Source organism: Mesorhizobium sp. M7A.F.Ca.US.007.01.2.1 (genome assembly GCF_003998165.1).
GTDB classification, from domain to species: domain Bacteria; phylum Pseudomonadota; class Alphaproteobacteria; order Rhizobiales; family Rhizobiaceae; genus Mesorhizobium; species Mesorhizobium ciceri.
Window position 1 is genome coordinate 1 of the sequence record NZ_RZQP01000115.1, and the last position, 19390, is coordinate 19390.

Here is a 19390-nt window from a genome sequence, read left to right on the forward strand (position 1 = left end):
CCTTCGCCATGTGCGAGGACGTGGCCGATCTCGACCATATCGCCGACAGCGGCTTCGAGTTTTTCGATCTTCAGGAGATCGTTGGCGGCAACGCGATACTGCTTGCCACCCGTTTTAATGACTGCGAACATTTTTTGCCTTTCGCTGTTCGGTCGGCCTTGATGAGCCGCCTCTGGCGGTTCAGCCGTCTTTTTGTCAGTCTGCGGGTTCAAAAAACAAGCGGCGCGGAAGAACCCTCCACGCCGATTGCGCGCTGTCCCTAACCGAAGGTTGAGTGCGAGTCAAGGCAAACAGCTGTTGTCGGGACTGTTGTTGGCGGCCGAAGGATCGAGCGTGTCAGCACGACTGCACGACGTGACCGTCGTCGAGGCAAGCACGCGTGACTGGTTACCAACCTACCCAGGCCTCGCCGCCGCTGAACCGTCGCGAATCCGCTGCTTGCCCGGCAAGCCAAATAACTGACGGATTGGCCTTGTAACCTGCCCGTTCAGCCGTTATCTAGTGCGCCGCGCCGGCAACGGCCGACCATGACCGCGGAGAGGTGGCAGAGTGGTCGAATGCACCGCACTCGAAATGCGGCATGGGTGCAAGCCCATCGGGGGTTCGAATCCCTCCCTCTCCGCCATTTAGCTTCCATAAAAATCCTTTCCTTTCAAAAGCTTCCTTGTTGCGCTTGACCAGCACGAAGCGAAACATATCTTAGACTGTGTAACAAACTGTGTAACATTAGAGAAAGATAATGCGACGTTCCGCAGCGCCAAAGCCGCATAAACGTGAAGGCATCTGGTATCTCGTCCGCAGGGTGCCGAAGGAATTCGCGGCGTTTGATCGCCGCTGCCTAGTACGCATTTCCACGGGCGTCGCCGTGGCTGACGATCCCCGCGGTGTACGGGCGCGAGATGCAGTGCAAAGCCTCGGCGCGGGGCTGGAGGCGTATTGGCGTAGACTGCGGGAAGGCCAATCCGCCGAGGCGGGGCTGCGTTTCGAAGCCGCGAGGAAGCGCGCGCGGTCATTTGGATTGGCCTATCGCACTAACGAGGAACTAGCAGCGGGGCCGCTCGACGAACTCATGGCCCGTATCAAGCTGCTCCTCGACAAAAAATCGATCGAGGACGCGCAGGACGTCTCGGCCGTCATGGGTGGGGAGAAGCGGCCAGCGGTCCGCCTGAGCGGTCTTATCAAGGAATTCGAGACGATCGAGCAACAGAACTTGCTGACCATGTCGCCCAACCAAATCAAGAAATGGCGTAACCCCAAAAAGCGCGCAGTTGCCAATCTGGTTGGAGTCATTGGCGACAAGGAGATCGCAAGCCTCACTCGGGACGACGCAATCGCGTTCCGCGAGTGGTGGCAAAAGCGGATCGTTGAGGATGGACTTGATATCGGTACGGCCAACAAGGACATCGGCCATGTTTCGAAAATGCTGCGCGTCGTCGATCTGACTCACCAGCTCAAGCTGGAGCCGGTTTTTCGAAACCTGCGTCTTTCCGGCGCCGTCCCCGGGCAACGCGCTGCGTTCACAGCGGAGTTCATTCAGGAGAAGATACTCGCTGAAGGCGCGCTCGACGGACTCAATGACGAAGCCCGCCATCTAATCTATGTGATTGCCGATACCGGACTCAGGCTTTCTGAAGCGGCAAACCTCACCACCGAAACAATCCACCTCGATCGAGAAATCCCGCATGTGCGGGTGCGCCCCAATGGCCGTCGCTTGAAGACCGGTCATTCAGCCCGTGACATTCCCTTGGTTGGCGGCGCACTTGCAGCCATCAAGCTCCATCCGGACGGCTTTCCTCGTTATCGCGACAAGGCCGCGTCACTTTCAGCGCTCGTCAACAAGGTGCTCGCCAGCAAGGAACTTCTGCCGACTTCCGAGCATAGTCTTTATAGCCTGCGACACACTTTCGAGGACCGGCTGACGGCAGTTGAGGCGCCGGAGAAGGTAATTGCTTCTCTGATGGGCCACAAATGGATCCGGCCCAAATACGGCGCGGGACCTTCGTTAGCGCAAAAGCGCGAGTGGCTCCAAAAAATCGCTTTTACCCCGCCCGGGCGAATGTGATTGCGGCGCCATCCAGGCCTTGAGAACCAACCTCACGGCTCCAGCTGTCCGAGCCATTTAGGTTGAGCGTGGCCAGCACGCGCTGCGCTCGCTCGCGATTTCCGAGCTTCCGCCGCATTTGTTCGACCTCGTATTCCAGCCTTTCGAAGGTCGGTATATAGGCATCTCCATGCCGGATGACCAAGTAGGCGGCAACAGCTAGACACCATTCTAGCTCCGTGGCCGATGGATCGGAAAAAGGGGCGACGCCATACCAAGACGAGCAACGCCTCTCGAGGGCTTCCGAACTAGGCAAACGGCCAGCATGTGGCATGGGAAAGAAACCTATGCCTGATCGACGAACCTAAAGTGCTCACGAAGCTTGACCGGTACGCGGGCCATCGGAGGGTTCTGCCTAAAACCGCCAAAAATTTTGAAACACCCATTCATCCGGCTCGAATTCAAAGGGATCGGCGATTTTTGGGTTATGGCTTGCAAGCATAGTTCAGCCCAGACAAGAACGCCTGATATCTTGTCGTGCACTGTCACCCTGCCAAATATGGTGCCGGCGACAACGGCAGTTTGGCGAGCAGAAGAATTCCCGAGACTGAGACGTTCTACGGCTTGGCCCATGTTCGCGCTCCTCCTCGATTGGAGACAGGATGGGCCATATGGAAGCGAATAAAAGGAGGTTGGTGACGAGTCTCGGTAGTGGAGTAGAAACGGGTGGAAAAGCTTGCGCTATTCGCCATCGGCGCCGCTAAGCGCATTTGAGAGAAGGGGCAGCGATCGCCAAGAGATGACGTCCGATCGCAAGCCGGCTAGAAATGCGACAGTGACGCGCCTTTTTTGGCACGACCTTAGCACCCGATCGGGCCTCAGCTGGTCGTCGTTGCGCAGCCGATCGGGTGCGATTTTTATAAAGCTCTCTTGGCTTTAGCTTTGAGAGCCCGTCATCGAGACAAATGCAAGGGAACGGTCCGCCCCCTGGGGACATTCGACATGCCGTGGCAGCTTCCTATGGTGAGCCAGCGCATTCCGATACACGTTTTCCGCGCTCTACCGTTGCTCCAGCACCTGTGCTGAGGCTGAGCGCTTGATCAGGACCCGACCGCTGCTGTTGCGGGATGGTGACTGGGTTGAGGTCGCGAAGACCTTGACCGCGGGTACGTTGTTCATCCCGATGAGCGCTGAGCCGAGAAGCAGCCAAGAACGCTTCCCGTAATCGAATCCTACGGGAACCGCGAAACCAGCGTCCAAAGGACGCAATTCTCCGACGTCGTTCACTCAAGCTCATCTCGCAACTTGAACGCTTGTATGAAGCCGCTGCATGTGCGCCGGTGGACCGGATTGCTGCTATCCAAACCACGTGCTCAGTTTCGCCCCCGTAATAACTCTACCGTCCGAAACGGCTTTCGCGCGTCAGGTCCACCCCACATGAAAGTTCCGCGAGCAGCACGGACGGAGAGGCCGGTCACAACTCCTTCGCGTGCTCTTTTACTACCGAATCAAGTGCCAAATGGAGAGGCACTGCCTTAGAGAACAGGAAGCCCTGCGCGGTTCTGCAGCCAAGCTTGTACAGAGTTTGCCGATCTGCCTCTGTTTCAACGCCCTCGGCCATGACCTCGATCCCGAGCGTCCTACCAAGATCAATCACCGCTTTGACAAGCAGCCGATTCTCCCGGGACTTGGCTAAGCCGCGAACGAAGCCCTGATCTATTTTCACCTTCCTGATCCGACTGTCCTTGAGCGATGCCAACGTCGAAAAACCGGTGCCGAAGTCATCGAGCGCGATAGAAATGCCAGCATGTGAAAGCCGGGCGAGCTTTTCATCCACTCTGTCCGGATCCACTGGGGCTTCTTCGGTAATCTCGATGTCGAACATCGTTGCAGGGAGGTCTTTTGCCGCCAGACCATTAAGAATCATCTCGTCAATATCGCCAGCTTCCAACTCGCACGGTGAAACATTCATCGCCACACGAACATCACGACGGTCAGCTTTGACCAAGCCCTCGATAAGAGCGCAACAGTCGGCGAATACCGTTTGAGTTAGCAGCTGAAGCATTCCAGTTTCGCGTGCCGCTGTCATGATCTCGGGCGGAGAAATGGGACCGTGAAGCGGGTGAGACCATCTTAGCAAGGCTTCAAAACTGACGACGGCTTCAGTTTCGAGTCTTACGATTGGCTGAAACCAAGCGACCAAGCTTCTCATCGTTATCGCCGAATGAAGATCGCGTTCGATTGACTGGCGGCGTTGCAACTCCCGGGCTAGCTCGGCATCGAACAGACAAAATTCATTCCTGCCGCGGCGCTTAGCTGTGTAAAGGGCGATGTCGGCCCGCAACAACATTTCCGTTAGTCCGGGGTTTTCAGCCAAGTAGATTCCTATAGACGCTCCAATGCGGACTGATGCGATCCCAGGATAGGGGCGAGCAAGCTTGGCTATGAGATTGGACGCGAGATTGGTGGGAGAAGGAGAATTCTTTCGCGAAGAAAAAACCAGCACGAATTCATCCCCACCGATGCGGGCGAGCGTTGAGCCCTCCGGTGCTTCTTCCTCTATTCGGCGGGCGATCCTGGCAAGCAGCTCGTCACCCGTTCTGTGACCGTAGGTATCGTTGACAGATTTGAACCCGTCCAGATCAATCAGCATGGCCACAAAGGGTCCATCGGTGTTCTCAAACTGATCGATTGCATGTTCGAGGCCCCGCCTGTTGAGGAGCGCGGTAAGATGGTCCTCCCTGGAATTGCGCTCCATTTCCGCGGCAAGCCGCTCGGCTTGATGTCTCAGGCGGCTCGCGTCACGGAAGCGCGCTTGTCCAACGAACGAGGATCGAACCAGGCCGCCCTCGAAAAGCAGGACGGCAAAAGCCAGAATGTAGTTTTCCGGGGCTCCCTTCGTCAGCAAACATGCGGCGGCAATGAGGAGTGGCGGTGTGATGAAGCATATCGCTGCCGCAGCATATGAGCTGCCGTACGTGACCGCGCCAGCTGAAATGCCCGCCAGAATTATTAGATGCAGCGATGCTTGAGACGTCGTGTATCCAGCCGTTAGGACGGCAAGGAATGACCAGGTGAATCCCGCCAGAAGAGCAAGCCTGCCAAACCAGCGAAGCCGCAGCCAAACCCGTGTCAGATCATCCTGGACTCCGGGTTCCTTCAGCTGATGACGGGCGAGTGCAAGGCGGGCGGCATTTATCGCATTAACGACCGAAAACCAGGCCGCGCCAGCAAGACCGTTCCCGGAAAGGGCCTGCACGGTCAAAATCAGCCCGGACAGCACAATGCTTATCGGCATTGAGACGAAAAGGCCTGCCCTCAGATCAGCGAGCTGGTCCTGAAGGATTCTCGCCTCCAGCGGATCTTCTTTTTCCAAGGCTGGACGGGTCAGCTTGCTTACTCCTGCTTGTCCGCAGCCTATGCAGCCCCCCTGAAGGACGGGTTAATTCTTCAATCGGAGATCAGCGTCGGGGAGCAGGATTACTCCGGTGCATCATGCACTCTCTCATCGCTCGCCCAGCACGCGCAAAAATGCGACTGCTGGTGCAGTATCACCGCTGGAGCTCCGCCGAAATCCCATGCCGGACAAGGGGAACATGTTGGGCAAAGCGAAGCCCCAGATGCCTTGCAAGCCGTGCCGCCAGGTGGTCTCTGGAGTAGAGTCCAACCAATATGTTCGTTGCATGGTAGAGCGGCGCCGCCGACAGGCGCAGCCGCCTTTCGTATATATGCAGCATGTCGGGGTCGCCAACATTGCGGCCGTCGCGGCACGCAGTCATGATTCCACGGGCGAGTTGCTTCTGGCTGCTGAGACCGATGTTGAATCCGTGAGCGGTCACCGGGTGCATGCCGATGGCAGCGTCGCCGATGAGTGCGGCGCTCGGCGCCCGGAATTTGTGCGCCCAGGTCGTGACCAGCGGATAGGTGTGGCGCTTGCTTGCCAAGGTCATTTTTCCAAGGCGCCCTCGACACCGTTTCGTCAACTCCGACAGGAACAAATCATCATCGAAGGCAAGCAGTCTATAGGCCTCGTTTGAGCGCAATGTGAGCAGCAGCGACGACATGCCCTCCGCGAGGGGCAATATCGCTATCGTCTGATGGTGATCGAACCATTCGATGGCGATCTGGTGGTGGGCGCGCTCGTGCCTCACTCGGCAAATCAGCATCGAGTGGCCAAGCCGGTTGATATCGGCGCCGATGCCTAGCAGATCACGCGTGGCGGACAAACGCGAATCCGCGGCAACAACCAGCCGAGCAGTTAAACGCGCGCCATTAGAGAGCGTTACGACTGCTCCTTCTTGGCTGTTTGTTGCATCGACGACCGAGTGGCCGCACAACAGCCGGGCGCGATCCTGCAAGCGGACGATTTTGAACAGCGCCTCGCGGATCCGGCAATTTGGAACCAAAACCCCCAGCGGTTCTCCAGAGTTGCTGGGAGGATCGAAACGAAGAGCGAATGCGCTCGAGCCGTTGAGCACGCGCGCGCCTTGAAGTGCTGATTTGTCCGAAGCCGGGATGACATCCCAGGCGCCGAGCTCGCGAAGGGTTCTGATCGAAGCGTTGGTCAGCGCGATTTCGCGACCATCGAAAGCCGGATTCGCCAGACTATCGAATGTGTTCTGTTCAACAACTGCCACCTTGAGTTCGCTTTGGGCAAGCGACGCAGCGAACGAAAGGCCGACCGGGCCGGCTCCAACGACAACGATGTCAAAATTATCGTCAGAGCCCATCAGCGTGCCGCCATCCGGTCGCCTATCCTCGTGTAACGGTGGAACTGAGCCGAGTGACATGAGCTCCGTGCCCGCCGCATTGCCTAAAGGCGCTGGGCCGGGAGATTCGCATCGATCGGCAACGAAGCACTCAAAGCGCTCAGAGGTGGATGCGGCTAACCGATCCCGCCCTTTCGCCGCGCAGCCGCGCAGATCGCCGCCAGCAAGCGAGACACTCGCGACGCTGGTCAGCGACGGCCGCGCCGCATCGATCGCCACATTCCACCTGGAACCCTTGCGCATACTACTCACGCTCCACGACGTCGAAGCGGGCTCTCTTGCGAGGGTGAGGGTATCGAACGTAGCGCTCTCTCTCGTCATCCCAGCCAAGGTAGCGGAAACTTTTATCCACGACCGCGCATATCTCATCAAGAACCTGCTGCATGGCTTCGATGTCGATGTCCTTGCAATTCAGTCGCCGATAGAGCAAAGCCCACGCGGCGACATAGTCGTCGAAATAGCGCGCGTCACTCGAACCAATGATCAACTTCGGACGGTTGATCGATTTCGAAAACGCACGTCCCAACCCCGATGATGCTCCGCAGCACGTTGACATCACGAGGATCTTCGGCGCTGGATGCGAGCCCTGGAACATTTTTACGAAGTCAGCCCAAAGAAGGCCACTTCGCCCACTGGACGAAGCGATCCCGTCACCATTGCCGTGCCCGGCGATGTGAAGCACGTCGCACTCCGCCTCCATCGCTCGTACTACAGCCTCACCAAATTTCGTTCGGTTCAACGCCATTTGGAGCTCCGCGCGGATGTTGACAGCCTTTAACAAGTGCTGCACGATCGGTCCCTCTTGCCTGTCGGCGAAGTAGTCATTTGCATTGTGGCAGTCGATGATGTGTACGGTGTTCATGGTACTCCAGCCGCTTGTTCGTTCATCGTCGTGACGAGCGGACACCACGCGCGCGGAACCGCGTGACGTGCGCTGGGTTCCGGTACCGTCGCATAGCCTCAAGGCGCGGGCCGGGAATCGGGATGGATCGGCAACGACGCACACAACCCATCAAAGGCGAAAGCTGTTGATCGGCCCCCTGTCCGCGCAAGCCACGCGGATGGTCAGCCAGCAAGCGAGATACACACGACGCCGGTCAGCTAATGGCTGCGCCGTAAGCACAAGGCATGGCCGACCACACGACAGAAAACCCAGAACCGTGAAGGTGCTGATAATGACGACCAATCTTTCCGTAAGTCATGCATTTCTCCGTCGAAGACTGGTCAATAGACCACGCCGATGAGTATGACCCTGATCTGGATCAGCCAGACATGACCAATCGGCACTGGCGGTTCACGGTCAGGTGATCGACCGTGACGTTCCACTTTGGAACCCGTGCGCACATTGCCAAGCTCTCGTCCGGCCACGCGAGGTACTCTCGTGGCATCACACGCCTCATACTGGGTGCAATGGGAGGCAGTCCTTCGCACGACAGAGGCTTTTCACAAATGTAGTGTGCAGCTTAGGTCAAGATGGTCATGGAGCATGGAGCATGGAGCATGGAGCATGGAGCATGGACAGCTTGTTCCCGACCGAGCCGGCTCGACTGACGAGCGCGATCCGCGCATCTTATGCACAGCGGATTGAAATCAGCGTTCCGGTTTGTCGTCCCGATCAATTAGTATCCGCTCGGCGGCTCCGTCGAGATCTTCGTATTGACCGCTTCGCAATGCCCAGACGAAGCCGGACACACCCAGTGCACCCAGAAAAAGGGCCACTGGTATGAGATAGAGCAACGTCGTCACGAGGATTATGCCGAATAGCTGACTGCGGAGCGTCCGACTTTTTGAATAACTTGCAGCGTCGCATTCGCCCCGAAGCCGTGCAAGCGCAATGCGTTTCCAATAACAAGCACCGATGAGGCAGACATGGCAATCGCCGCTAACAAAGGCGTGGCGTGGCCCAGGATGGCGATCGGCACGGCGACGGCATTGTAGACGATCGCAATCGCGATGTTCTGGCGGATCAGGTGTCCCGCCTTGCGCGAGACGTCCAGCGCGAGAGGCACTGCCAGAAGGCTTTCGCGCAGGAATACGAAGTCGGCGGCATTGCGGCCAATGTCGGCGGCGGTGGCCGGAGCGATCGAGACATGCGCCGCGCTCAGCGCCGGCGTGTCGTTGAGGCCGTCGCCAACCATCAGAACCTTGTGTCCGTCTTTCGCCAGGGTCTCGATGCGCTCGACCTTGCCCGACGGCAGCAGGCACGGAACGAAGTCCTCGACACCCAGCATTCTTGCAACTTCACCGCAGGCACCTGCGGTATCGCCCGACAGCATTTGCATCGACACCCCAGTATCGTTCAATCGCTTGATCGCCGCCGCCGCGTCGGCGCGCAGCGCATCCTCGAAATCGAAGGTCGCGACAATGAACCCGTCTTTTGTCAGCACCGTTCCGCCATAGCCATGGTTGCCTTCACCACCGGTCCGGGCCTTCCATCCAGCCCATCCGCGTCGACCCAGCCGCCAGATGCTTCCGGCGACAGTGGCTTCGATCCCGAACCCCGGATGCTCTGTGACGGCATCGAATTTGTGTTGCCCGCCAGGAGCGGCAAAGCCGGTTATGGCCTTTGAAAACGGGTGACGCGAGTGCGCGGCCATGTCTGCCGCGATTGCCAGCATGGCCGGATCGATCGACGATGCATTGAGGAGCCGGGGTTGTCCGAGCGTGAGCGTTCCGGTCTTGTCGAACACTGCGTTATCAATCGTCGCCAGGCGCTCCATGGCCGAACCGTCCTTGACCATGATGCCGTTCTCGAACAGACGCCGCGCGGCGACCACCTGAACGATCGGTACGGCGAGGCCGAGCGCGCACGGGCAGGTGATGATCAGAACGGCAATGGCGATCGTCATCGCCCGGTGCCAGTCGCCCGTCGCCGCCATCCAACCCAGGAATGTCACGAAGGCGGTGAGATGAACCACGGGCGCGTAGAGTGCCGACACGCGATCAGCGATGCGGCGATAGTGCGCGCGACCGCCCTCTGCGGCTTCCATCAGCCGAACCATTTCGGCGAGGAACGAATCCTTCGCGGCGGCGGTCGCCTCGATCGTCAGCGGGCCGGTAAGATTGAGCACGCCGGCCTGCACGGCTTCGCCCGGCGCCACGTTTTTCGGCGCGCTTTCGCCTGAGGCCAGCGAGCAGTCGAGATCAGACGCTCCGTGGATGATCTTGCCGTCGACGGGGATCCTTTCACCGGCCGCGATCAGCAGCTGCATCCCCGGTTCGATCTCGCCAACCGGCAGATAGTCGCGCGCGCCATCGCCGCGCAGCACCATGGCGCCGCGTGCGGCCAGCTGCGACAGGCCTTTCACCGCGGTGCGGGCACGTTCGCGCATCACGTGATCCAGCGTCCTGCCGATCAAAAGGAAAAAAAGCAGCGAAACCGACGCGTCGAAATAGGCGTGGTCGCCATGGTTGATCGTCTCATAGAGGCTCATGGCGTAAGCGAGCGACACTCCGACCGCGATCGGCACGTCCATGTTCATGCGGCCGTGGCGCAGTGCATTCCAGGCCGAGCGGAAGAAGATGCCGCCGGCGAAGGCGAGCGCTGGGATGGCGATCAATGCGGAGACCCAGTGAAACAGGTCGCGGGTAGCCCCTTCGGCCCCGGACCAGACAGAGACCGAAAGCAGCATGATATTGCCCGCCGCGAACCCGGCAACCGCGACGGCGCGGATCAACTCCGAAAGCGTCCTGTCCTTTTCATCAATCTCGGGGGCGAAGAGATGCGCCTGGTAGCCGAGCCGTCCAAGCGCGGCGACGAACGGTGGAACCTCGTCGCCACGCCAGCGGACCGAGACCCGTTTCGTCGACAGGTTGACGCGGGCGCTCTCGACGCGATCGAGCGTTCCCAACGCCGTCTCGATCGTCTGGATACAAGCTGCGCAATGAACGCTCGGCACCGAAAGATCGGTTTGGCGGAGATCATCTCCAAGCGATCGGCTCGCCAGCCTGATCTCTTGACTAGACGGCAGGACCGACGTGGTGCTGCCCAGATCAAGCGCCATTTCGGCGCCCGGTGCACAACAACTCATTTCAGCGCTCCATGGGAAATCATGATCCTGCGGACTTCGCGGTAGGGCTCGGCCAGACCGGCGTCAGCGTCGACTTCGACGATCCAGACGCCATCCTTCGGCATGTGCTGGGCTGCGAATTCCTGGCCGGAGGCGAGGGCGAGGTTGACCGCCTTGTCCTCTTTCTCGTAGGCGGGATGGCGAAACAGCACCTTGACGCCATGCAAGGCAATCGGCTTGCCGACGGCGTCGGTAAGGCTATAGCGGACCTCGCCCCATGCGATGGTCAGCTTGCCGGTCCAGCCGAGCGCTGCCTGCGCCCGCCCCTCCTCGGCCTTCTTGTTGAACTGCTGGCTCGCCACATAGGTGTTTTCGACGACAAGGCCGGTCCAGCTCGTGTTGGCGAGCGTTGCCATCGTCAGATTGACCGCGATGACCACCCCGAAAAAGGCTAGGATGATGGCCAGCATGTGCCTGCCGGTGAATACGCGGGGTTTTTCAGCGTTAGCGGTCATCTGGCAGTCTCCGGCGCGTTGAAGGTGGCGGTGTATTCGTCCGCCTCGAAGCTCGCCTTGTCCTCGACACGGAACTTGAAGGTCTGCGCTGTGCCCTGGATTTGATCCGCCGGCTGGCGCACGAAGACCTTCAGCATTTTCAGGCGGTCGGGTTCGACCGGAATGGCAAAAGAACGGCCTTCCGGGATGTCGTCGCCGACCACGCTCATCTCGGCGCCCTGCAAGCCTTGAATCGCGACAACGATCGTCCTTGGCTCGGGGATCATGTTGAGCAGCTTGACGGTGTAGCCGTTGCGGATCGAGCCGTCGGACAGCGTGACAAATTGCGGATTGCGATCATGCAGCACGTTGACTTCGAGCCGATCGCGCGTCAGCAGCGAATAGAGCAGACCCAGGCCGATCAGCGACCAGATACCCATGTAGACGTAGGTGCGTGGCCGAAAGATCTTGCGGATATGGAAATGCGCCACCTTGTCGGAGAACAGGCCATCAGCGGTCCTGACCTGCGACGGGTTGACTGAACTGGAGCCGCCCGCGGTCGCCAGCATCATGTTGGCGTTGTAGTCGGACAGTGTCGCATAGGAGATCAGCCCGCGCTCCTTGCCGAGCTTGTCCATGACCCCGTCGCAGGCGTCTATGCACAGCGCGCAGGTGATGCATTCCATCTGCTGGCCATCGCGGATGTCGATCCCCATCGGGCAGACCGCGACGCAGGCATTGCAGTCGACGCAGTCACCGACCGGCAGCCCTGCGGCAAGGACCTTCTTGGCGTGGCGAGAACGCGGTTCGCCGCGCCAGTCATTGTAGGTGACGGTGAGAGAACTTTCGTCGAGCATCGCTGCCTGGATGCGCGGCCATGGGCACATGTAGGTGCAGACCTGCTCGCGCATCAGACCGCCGAACGTGTAGGTGGTAGCCGTCAGCACGGCGACAGTGATGTAGGCGACGGGTGGCGCGGTGCCGGTGAAGAGTTCGCCAACCAGCGTCGGCGCATCGGCAAAATAGAAAATCCAGGCGCCGCCGGTCGCCGCACCGATGACCAGCCAGACGGCGTGCTTCGATAAGCGCAGCATCAGCTTGCGGGCGGTCCAGGGGCCTGCATCGAGTTTCATGCGAGCGTTACGGTCGCCCTCTATCGCACGTTCGACGACGAGGAACAGATCGACCCACACCGTCTGAGGGCATGCATAGCCGCACCAGGCACGGCCGACAGTCGAGGTGATCAGGAAAAGACCGACGCCCGCCATGACCAGGAGGCCGGCCACATAGAAGAATTCCTGGGGCCATATCTCGATGAAGAAGAAGTAGAAGCGCCGGTTCGCGAGATCGAGCAGGACTGCCTGGTCCGGGGCAAATGGACCGCGAGCCCAAGGCAGCCACGCAGCCAGGTAATAGATGCCAAGTGTGATCGTCATCACCAGCCATTTGAAGCGACGAAAGTTGCCCGAGGCGCGCTTCGGAAAGATCTTTTGACGCGCGGCATAAAGCGGCTTGCGGGTTTTGGCGGAATTGACAGTTTCTGTTTCGAGCCCTGTCAACTGCGTCTTGTCACGCATGTGCAACTCCACTTTCCCAGCCAATGTCAGGGGCACCTGTCGTAAAGCCTCGCCGTAGGATAGCCTTGCCGGGTTGTGCAGATCGCATTAGGGATGGTGTCGAGGCCCGGCTCACGCCGGGCCTCGTCCGCTTGGCAGGGGGGACCGAAGAATAGGACCTTCCATTCCTATTCTCCGCCGCCAAGCGAATGGACATAAACTGCAAGTTCCTTGACCTTGATCTCGCCGAGACGGCCAACCCAGGCCGGCATGACGCCCTGTTTTGGCGCACGGACCTGTGCGGCGATGGCTGTCTCACCGGATCCATAGAGCCAGATCGCATCGGTCAGGTCGGGGGCGCCGAATTCCCTGTTGCCTTTTGCATTGTCGCCGTGACAGGCCACGCAATTCTCGGCAAAGACCTTGGCGCCGGGTTGGATCAGACTTGCATCGCGGACCTTGCCGGAAAGGCTGGCCACGTAGGCGCTGACTTGTGCGATCTGGTCGGCGGTAATGATGTCGCCGAAGGCCGGCATTTCCGACAGGCGCGTGTCCGGATCGGATGCGAAGCGGATGCCGTGCGTAATCGTCTGCTGGATCTGCTCGGCCTTGCCGCCCCACAGCCAGTCGTCGTCGTTGAGATTGGGAAAGCCCTTGGAACCCTGGGCGCCGGAGCCATGACATTGTACGCAATTGACCTTGAAAGCGGCGCCACCGGCGGCGATTGCGAATTCGCGCAGGCCGTCGTCCGCGGCGATTTCCGAGACGCTCTTGGACTCCACCGCCGAGATATATTTGCCCTTGGCGGCCTCAGCCGCGGTCAGCTCGTTCCTGACCTCGTTGCGGCTGGAATAGCCGAGCACACCCGTTGTCGCCGAGTGCAACAGAGGCCATGCTGGATAGGCAATGGTGTAGCCTATCGCCCAGACAATGGTGACGTAAAAAGTGATAACCCACCATCTGGGAAGCGGGTTGTTCAGCTCCCGGATACCATCCCATTCGTGGCCGGTGGTCGAGACGCCAGAGATTTCATCGATATGCTCGTCGCTCATGATCACTCGTCCTCGAGCGGAATGCGGGCCGCTTCGTCGGCCAGCCTTCGGCTGCCGGGGCGTAGGGCAAAGGCGATGCACCCCACGAAGAACAGCGCCATCGCAACCAGGCCCCAGCTGTCGGCAAACGCCCGCATCAAATTGTAGGTCATCAGCGTTCTCCTCAGCGGTAGCCGGCGGCTTCGTCGTAATTTTTGAAGTCGACCAGTGTGCCAAGCATCTGCAGGTAGGCGAGCAGGGCATCCATTTCGGTGACCTGTTGCGGGTTGCCGTCGAAGTCGCCGATCTTGGCTTTTGGGTAACGCGCCTCAAGGCCTGATGTGTCGGCATTGGGATCGGCCTGCGCCGCCAGATCCGCATTGGCGTGGGCGATCATGTCATCGGTGTAAGGGACGGCTACAAGCCTGTTGGCGACCAGATGCGTCGAGAAATCCTTCACGTCGATCGGCGTGTCTTTCAGGAACCCATAGCTCGGCATGATCGATTCCGGCACCACCGAGCGCGGGTCGGTAAGATGCGCGACATGCCATGCATTCGAGTAGCGGTCGCCAACTCTGGCGAGATCCGGCCCGGTGCGCTTCGATCCCCACTGGAAGGGGTGATCGTACATGGACTCGGCAGCCAGGCTGTAGTGGCCATAGCGCTCAACTTCGTCGCGGAACGGCCTGATCATCTGGCTATGACAGAGGTAGCAGCCCTCGCGCATATAGATGTTGCGCCCGACAAGTTCGAGCGGCGAATAGGGGCGCATGCCTTCCACCTTCTCGATCGTGTTGTCGAGATAGAAGAGAGGCGCGATCTCGACGATGCCGCCGACCGTCACCACGAGCAGCGAGCCAACGAGAAGAAGCGTGGCGTTCTTCTCGATGATTGCGTGTTTGTCCATCAAGCCCATTACCTGGCTCCTGATCGCGCAGGTCGGATGGCGACGGGGCTCGGCATCGGCTCCTCCTCGCGCTGGTGGCCGAGGATGGTCCTGGTGATGTTCCAGGCCATGATCAGGGCGCCGGAGAGGTACATGGCGCCGCCGATGGCGCGCAGGACATAGTAGGGGTGCATGGCGGCGACGGTTTCGGCGAAGGAGTAGACCAGGAAGCCCTGCTCGCCATATTCGCGCCACATCAGGCCCTGCATGATGCCGGACACCCACATCACCGCGGCGTAGACGACGATCCCGAGTGTCGCCAGCCAGAAGTGCCAGGTGACGAGCCTCAGCGAGTAGAGCCGTTGACGGTTCCAGAGCTTCGGGACCATGTAGTAGATCGCGCCGAACGAGATCATGCCGACCCAGCCGAGCGCACCCGAATGGACGTGCCCGATGGTCCAGTCGGTATAATGCGACAGCGAATTGACCGCCCGGATCGCCATGATGGGGCCTTCGAAGGTCGACATGCCATAGAAGGCGACGGCCATCACCATCATGCGGATGATCGGATCGGTGCGCAGCTTGTCCCAGGCGCCGGACAGCGTCATCAGGCCGTTGATCATGCCGCCCCAGGACGGCATCCACAGCATGATCGAGAACACCATGCCGAGCGTCTGCGCCCAATCGGGCAAGGCGGTGTAGTGCAGGTGATGCGGCCCGGCCCAGATGTAGAGAAAGATGATAGCCCAGAAATGGACGATCGACAGCCGGTACGAATAGACTGGCCGGTTCGCCTGCTTGGGCACGAAATAATACATCATGCCGAGGAAGCCGGCGGTGAGAAAGAAGCCGACCGCGTTGTGGCCGTACCACCATTGCGTCAAGGCGTCCTGGACCCCTGAAAAGGCGGAGTAGCTCTTGGAGCCCGGGAACGAGACTGGTATGGACAGGTTGTTGACCACATGCAGCATCGCGATGGTCACGATGAACGACAGGTAGAACCAGTTGGCCACGTAGATATGCGGTTCCTTGCGCTTCAGGATCGTGCCAAGGAACAGAATGAGGTAGGCGACCCAGACGATGGTCAGCCAGACATCCACATACCATTCGGGTTCGGCGTACTCGCGGCCCTCGGTGATGCCGAGCAGGTAGCCGGTCGCGGCCATGACGATGAACAGCTGGTAGCCCCAGAAGACGAACCAGGCGAGATCACGGCCGAAGAGGCGCGCGCGGCAGGTGCGCTGCACGACATACAGAGACGTGCAAAGCAGCGCGTTGCCGCCGAAGGCGAAAACGACACCGGATGTGTGCAACGGCCGCAAACGACCGAAATTGAACCAGGGCTGGATGTTGAGATCGGGGTAGGCGAGCTGCAGCGCGATCACCACGCCGACCAGCATGCCGACGACACCCCAGAACACGGTGGCGATCGCGCCGTAGCGGATCGGACCATCCATGTAAGCGGATGGGTCAATCGGAGCTGCTGGCCTGAACTCCGTGTTGCGCAACAGGATCGCAGTGAAACCAGCCACTGCGAAGAACAACACCCACATGTGTCGGCGGAAAGGTTCATCCACGCCGAAGCCGGCGGCCACCAGGGCCGCAAAAGCGAACACGCTTAGAAGGACGATCTCTGTGCCGAATTTCATTGCAGATCCCGATCTCGAATCTGGTGGATGCCAAATCCGCAGCGCACTAATCGCGCAGCCGCCGCCCCCTCGCCCTGATCTATGTCAGGCCGCACGATTTTGTGCGGCGCAATCAGCAGGTGGCGAATGAACGAGGAACGCAGCGCGGGCTCACTCCCTCATGGAAGGCGTTCCCTGGGTTGGGCGGGCGCAGACGCGATCGCTGAGGCGAAAGCTGAGGCTCTGCGCGCGTTGGATGCTATTGCCGATGCCCTGCCAAACGTTGTTCGGATCCCATTGGAAACGAACGCGATCGTTCCGCCGAGCCGTGGCAGATTAAGGACCATGCTTCGCCGGTATGTGCCGAAACACACCTGGCGATTGGTCACGTTCCTATCAAAGCCCGAAAGCTGTTTGTCTCGACAACCGTGACGCCGCTTCGTCGAAGGCGCGGCGACATCGCATTAAAAGGCAAACACGGCCCGCCCCGGAGTCATGCGACATGGCCTCGCCGCTTAGGGCCGCTCGCGTCCGCCGCCACAGCGCTTCTCCAGACGGCTTATGCTGTCCACCGTCACATGGCGTGCGTTCTCAATCCGAATCACCCCGTCAGCCCGCAATCGCGTCAGTTGGCGGCTCACGGTCTCGCTGGTGATTCCAAGGAAATCAGACATTTCGGCACGCGTCAGCGGCAGATCGAAGGAGGCCGACCCGGAAGCCGCATCGAGACTGGAATCGATATTCCGGGCCATCATGAGGAGAAAAGTCGCCACCTTTTCCGGAGCTGTCTTGCGCCCCAGCGTCACCATCCACTCGCGCGCCTCATCGAGTTCATTCAGCGTCTGTTTGAGCAGGCGATGCTCGAATTCCCGTGACGCCTTCATCATCCGTTCGACGGCCGCTCGCGGAAACGAACACAGCGTGACTGCTGTTGCCGCTTCCGCATTGATCGAGCTTTCCTCCTTGAAAGGACGTCCCAGAAAATCCGGTGCAAACTGGAGACCGACGATCTGCTGGCGCCCATCCGACAGGCTCTTTGATAGCTTTACCACGCCTGAAAGCACGTTGGAGTAGCTGTCGACGTTCTGTGCCTCGCCGGTCAACTCCATTCCTGACTCGATCCGGCGACGCGAGCAAGTCTTGGCGAGCCCAACCAAATTGTCTGGATCGAGCGCACCGCAGACACCGCGACGCCGTGCCTCGCAAGGGAAGCAAAGAACAGGAATGCCGGAACTATGAATGTCTTGCCGAAAGGTCATGCGTTCGCCTTACCCGATCCTAACTGCCGGCAGGATACCCATCCAGGGTAGAGAAATCCTGCGGCGGTTTGTCCATGAGCGCGGCTGATCGAGATCAGGGTCTGCTTCAGCGATGCGTGCAGTGTTCCGGCGGGCAACACGGTGAACGCGAGATGCAATCGGAAATAGCTGTCAAACTCAGCGAGAACGTCCCACGCTACACCAGCTATCCGACGGCGCCGCATTTCCATTCGGGGATCGATGCTGCCATTTACCGTGGCTGGTTGGAGACGCTGGAAAGCGGCGACGAAATCTCGCTGTACCTGCACATTCCTTACTGCGACAAGCTCTGCTGGTTCTGCGCCTGCCACACCAAGCAGACGCACCAATATGAGCCGGTGGCCGCTTATCTGCGCTCGCTGAATGCCGAAATCGTCACGATTGCCGGTCTGGTGAGCGGCAAGGCACATGTCCGTGCAATCCACTTCGGTGGCGGTTCGCCAACTATTCTGAGGCCCGATGATATGGTTGCTCTTGGAGCGGCCTTGCGGGACAGCTTCGACCTTCTCCCGGATGCTACGGTCAGCATCGAAATCGAAACCAACGACATGGACAAGGCGCGCCTTGATGCACTTGCTCAAATCGGCGTAACGCGGGCGAGCCTCGGCGTGCAGGATTTCGATCCGCAAGTGCAAAAAGCAATTAATCGTGAGCAGAGTTTTTTGCAGACCAAGGCAGTCGTCGACGGGGTTCGTTCGCGGGGCGTCGAATCGGTCAATCTGGACCTGCTCTACGGGCTCCCGAATCAGACACGCGAGACGATCTGTTCCACGGTGGCGCAGGCACTGACCTTGGAGCCAGACCGGATGGCCCTGTTCGGCTACGCACATGTGCCCTGGTTCAAGAAGCATCAGACGATGATCGACGAGGCATGGCTGCCGAGTCCCACTGAGCGTTTCGCCCAATCTCAACTCGCGGCGCGGGCAATTGTCGCCAAGGGATATGAGGCAATAGGACTCGATCATTTCGCGAAGCCCGACGATGCGCTGGCCATAGCGGCCCGCGCAGGGGTTTTGCATCGCAATTTTCAGGGCTACACTGAGGATCGCTGCCCGACACTGATCGGACTTGGCCCTTCGTCCATCGGTCGTTTTCGCCAAGGCTACGTGCAGAACATGGCTTCGACTGCCGGGTACGGGCGCATGGTTGCGGATGGCGGGTTGGCTGCCGTCCGCGGCGTTGCCCTTTCCGACGACGATCGCGTCCGTGGCTGGATCATCGAGCGGCTGATGTGTGATTTTGCCTTCTCGGCAGTCGACCTGGTGGAGCGGTTCGGCAAAGCCGGCGAGCAGCTCCTTCATCGCTCGAGGTCCATCGCACTCCACGATCCTGCCCGAGCGCTTGAATTCGATGGTGACAGTTTCCTCGTACGGACTGAAAGTCGCCCCTTCATTCGAACCATCGCGGCCAAGTTCGATACATATTTCAAAGGGGGAACGGCGAGGCACTCGGTGGCGGTCTGAGCAAAGCACAGTGCGCTCGCCGTTTGGTCGATCGGCGAACCAGCTGCGTTCGTTTTGACCGCTCATAGGCGACTACCGCATCAAATCGTCGACCGTGAACAATCCGAGCCCTAAGCGGCGACCGGCTTCGGCCGGATTTGAAGCAGGGCAATCAAGAGCGACAAAAACCCCTTCAGCCACCTGAGCAGGAGGGAGAAGTTGTAGCCGGCGGCGG

Annotated in this window: 15 protein-coding genes and 1 tRNA gene; 3 read left to right on the top strand and 13 right to left on the bottom strand. The window is 59.6% G+C overall.

Annotated elements, in window-relative coordinates; all coding sequences use genetic code 11:
• On the bottom strand, positions 1-131 hold a 131-nt coding region (locus EN949_RS20345; protein WP_206534959.1), incomplete at its 3' end, for a bL21 family ribosomal protein.
• A 404-nt stretch (positions 132-535) separates the two neighbouring features.
• On the opposite strand from EN949_RS20345, the gene EN949_RS20350 reads away from it, so the two are divergent.
• Together EN949_RS20350 and EN949_RS20355 are read left to right on the top strand one after the other, a co-directional pair.
• Positions 536-625 (top strand) — tRNA-Ser (locus EN949_RS20350).
• Between the two features lie 114 nt (positions 626-739).
• Positions 740-2062 (top strand): integrase, encoded by a 1323-nt coding sequence (locus tag EN949_RS20355; protein ID WP_063169217.1) that lies wholly within the window; start codon positions 740-742, stop codon positions 2060-2062.
• Between the two features lie 1453 nt (positions 2063-3515).
• On the opposite strand, the gene EN949_RS20360 is transcribed toward EN949_RS20355, so the two are convergent.
• From EN949_RS20360 to EN949_RS20415, 12 genes are all read right to left on the bottom strand, one after another.
• The gene (locus tag EN949_RS20360; protein WP_082826564.1) at positions 3516-5417 is read right to left on the bottom strand and encodes an EAL domain-containing protein; all 1902 of its coding nucleotides are present in this window, start codon (positions 5415-5417) and stop codon (positions 3516-3518) included.
• Positions 5418-5592: 175 nt separating this feature from the next.
• The gene (ubiM, locus tag EN949_RS20365) at positions 5593-6774 is read right to left on the bottom strand and encodes a 5-demethoxyubiquinol-8 5-hydroxylase UbiM (protein ID WP_024502870.1); all 1182 of its coding nucleotides are present in this window, start codon (positions 6772-6774) and stop codon (positions 5593-5595) included.
• Between the two features lie 280 nt (positions 6775-7054).
• Positions 7055-7672 (bottom strand): hypothetical protein, encoded by a 618-nt coding sequence (locus tag EN949_RS20370; RefSeq protein ID WP_063169219.1) that lies wholly within the window; start codon positions 7670-7672, stop codon positions 7055-7057.
• A gap of 728 nt (positions 7673-8400) precedes the next feature.
• Complete coding sequence (gene ccoS, locus EN949_RS20375; RefSeq protein WP_081714250.1) at positions 8401-8556, bottom strand: cbb3-type cytochrome oxidase assembly protein CcoS; 156 nt, start codon at positions 8554-8556, stop codon at positions 8401-8403.
• A 5-nt stretch (positions 8557-8561) separates the two neighbouring features.
• Positions 8562-10841: a cation-translocating P-type ATPase gene (locus tag EN949_RS20380; protein WP_063169220.1), complete on the bottom strand. Its 2280-nt coding sequence runs from the start codon at positions 10839-10841 to the stop codon at positions 8562-8564.
• The gene (locus EN949_RS20385) at positions 10838-11335 is read right to left on the bottom strand and encodes a FixH family protein (protein ID WP_063169221.1); all 498 of its coding nucleotides are present in this window, start codon (positions 11333-11335) and stop codon (positions 10838-10840) included. Before EN949_RS20385 ends, EN949_RS20380 begins: the two co-directional genes overlap by 4 nt.
• Positions 11332-12891: a cytochrome c oxidase accessory protein CcoG gene (gene ccoG, locus EN949_RS20390; protein ID WP_063169222.1), complete on the bottom strand. Its 1560-nt coding sequence runs from the start codon at positions 12889-12891 to the stop codon at positions 11332-11334. The genes EN949_RS20385 and ccoG overlap by 4 nt, the downstream gene beginning before the upstream one ends.
• Positions 12892-13058: 167 nt before the next feature.
• Entirely contained in the window at positions 13059-13922 is an 864-nt protein-coding gene (gene ccoP / locus EN949_RS20395) for a cytochrome-c oxidase, cbb3-type subunit III (RefSeq protein ID WP_063169223.1), read from the bottom strand.
• A gap of 2 nt (positions 13923-13924) precedes the next feature.
• The gene (locus tag EN949_RS20400) at positions 13925-14074 is read right to left on the bottom strand and encodes a cbb3-type cytochrome c oxidase subunit 3 (RefSeq protein ID WP_024502864.1); all 150 of its coding nucleotides are present in this window, start codon (positions 14072-14074) and stop codon (positions 13925-13927) included.
• Between the two features lie 11 nt (positions 14075-14085).
• A complete protein-coding gene (gene ccoO, locus EN949_RS20405; RefSeq protein WP_063169224.1) occupies positions 14086-14817 on the bottom strand; it encodes a cytochrome-c oxidase, cbb3-type subunit II in 732 nt (243 codons plus the stop codon).
• Positions 14817-16436 (bottom strand): cytochrome-c oxidase, cbb3-type subunit I, encoded by a 1620-nt coding sequence (ccoN, locus tag EN949_RS20410; RefSeq protein ID WP_063169225.1) that lies wholly within the window; start codon positions 16434-16436, stop codon positions 14817-14819. Before ccoN ends, ccoO begins: the two co-directional genes overlap by 1 nt.
• Positions 16437-16930: 494 nt before the next feature.
• A complete protein-coding gene (locus EN949_RS20415; RefSeq protein ID WP_024502861.1) occupies positions 16931-17674 on the bottom strand; it encodes a Crp/Fnr family transcriptional regulator in 744 nt (247 codons plus the stop codon).
• 152 nt (positions 17675-17826) lie between these two features.
• Here EN949_RS20415 and hemN point away from each other — a divergent pair, with 152 nt between their 5' ends.
• Complete coding sequence (gene hemN, locus EN949_RS20420; RefSeq protein WP_063169226.1) at positions 17827-19176, top strand: oxygen-independent coproporphyrinogen III oxidase; 1350 nt, start codon at positions 17827-17829, stop codon at positions 19174-19176.
• The last annotated feature ends 214 nt before the right edge of the window (positions 19177-19390 follow it).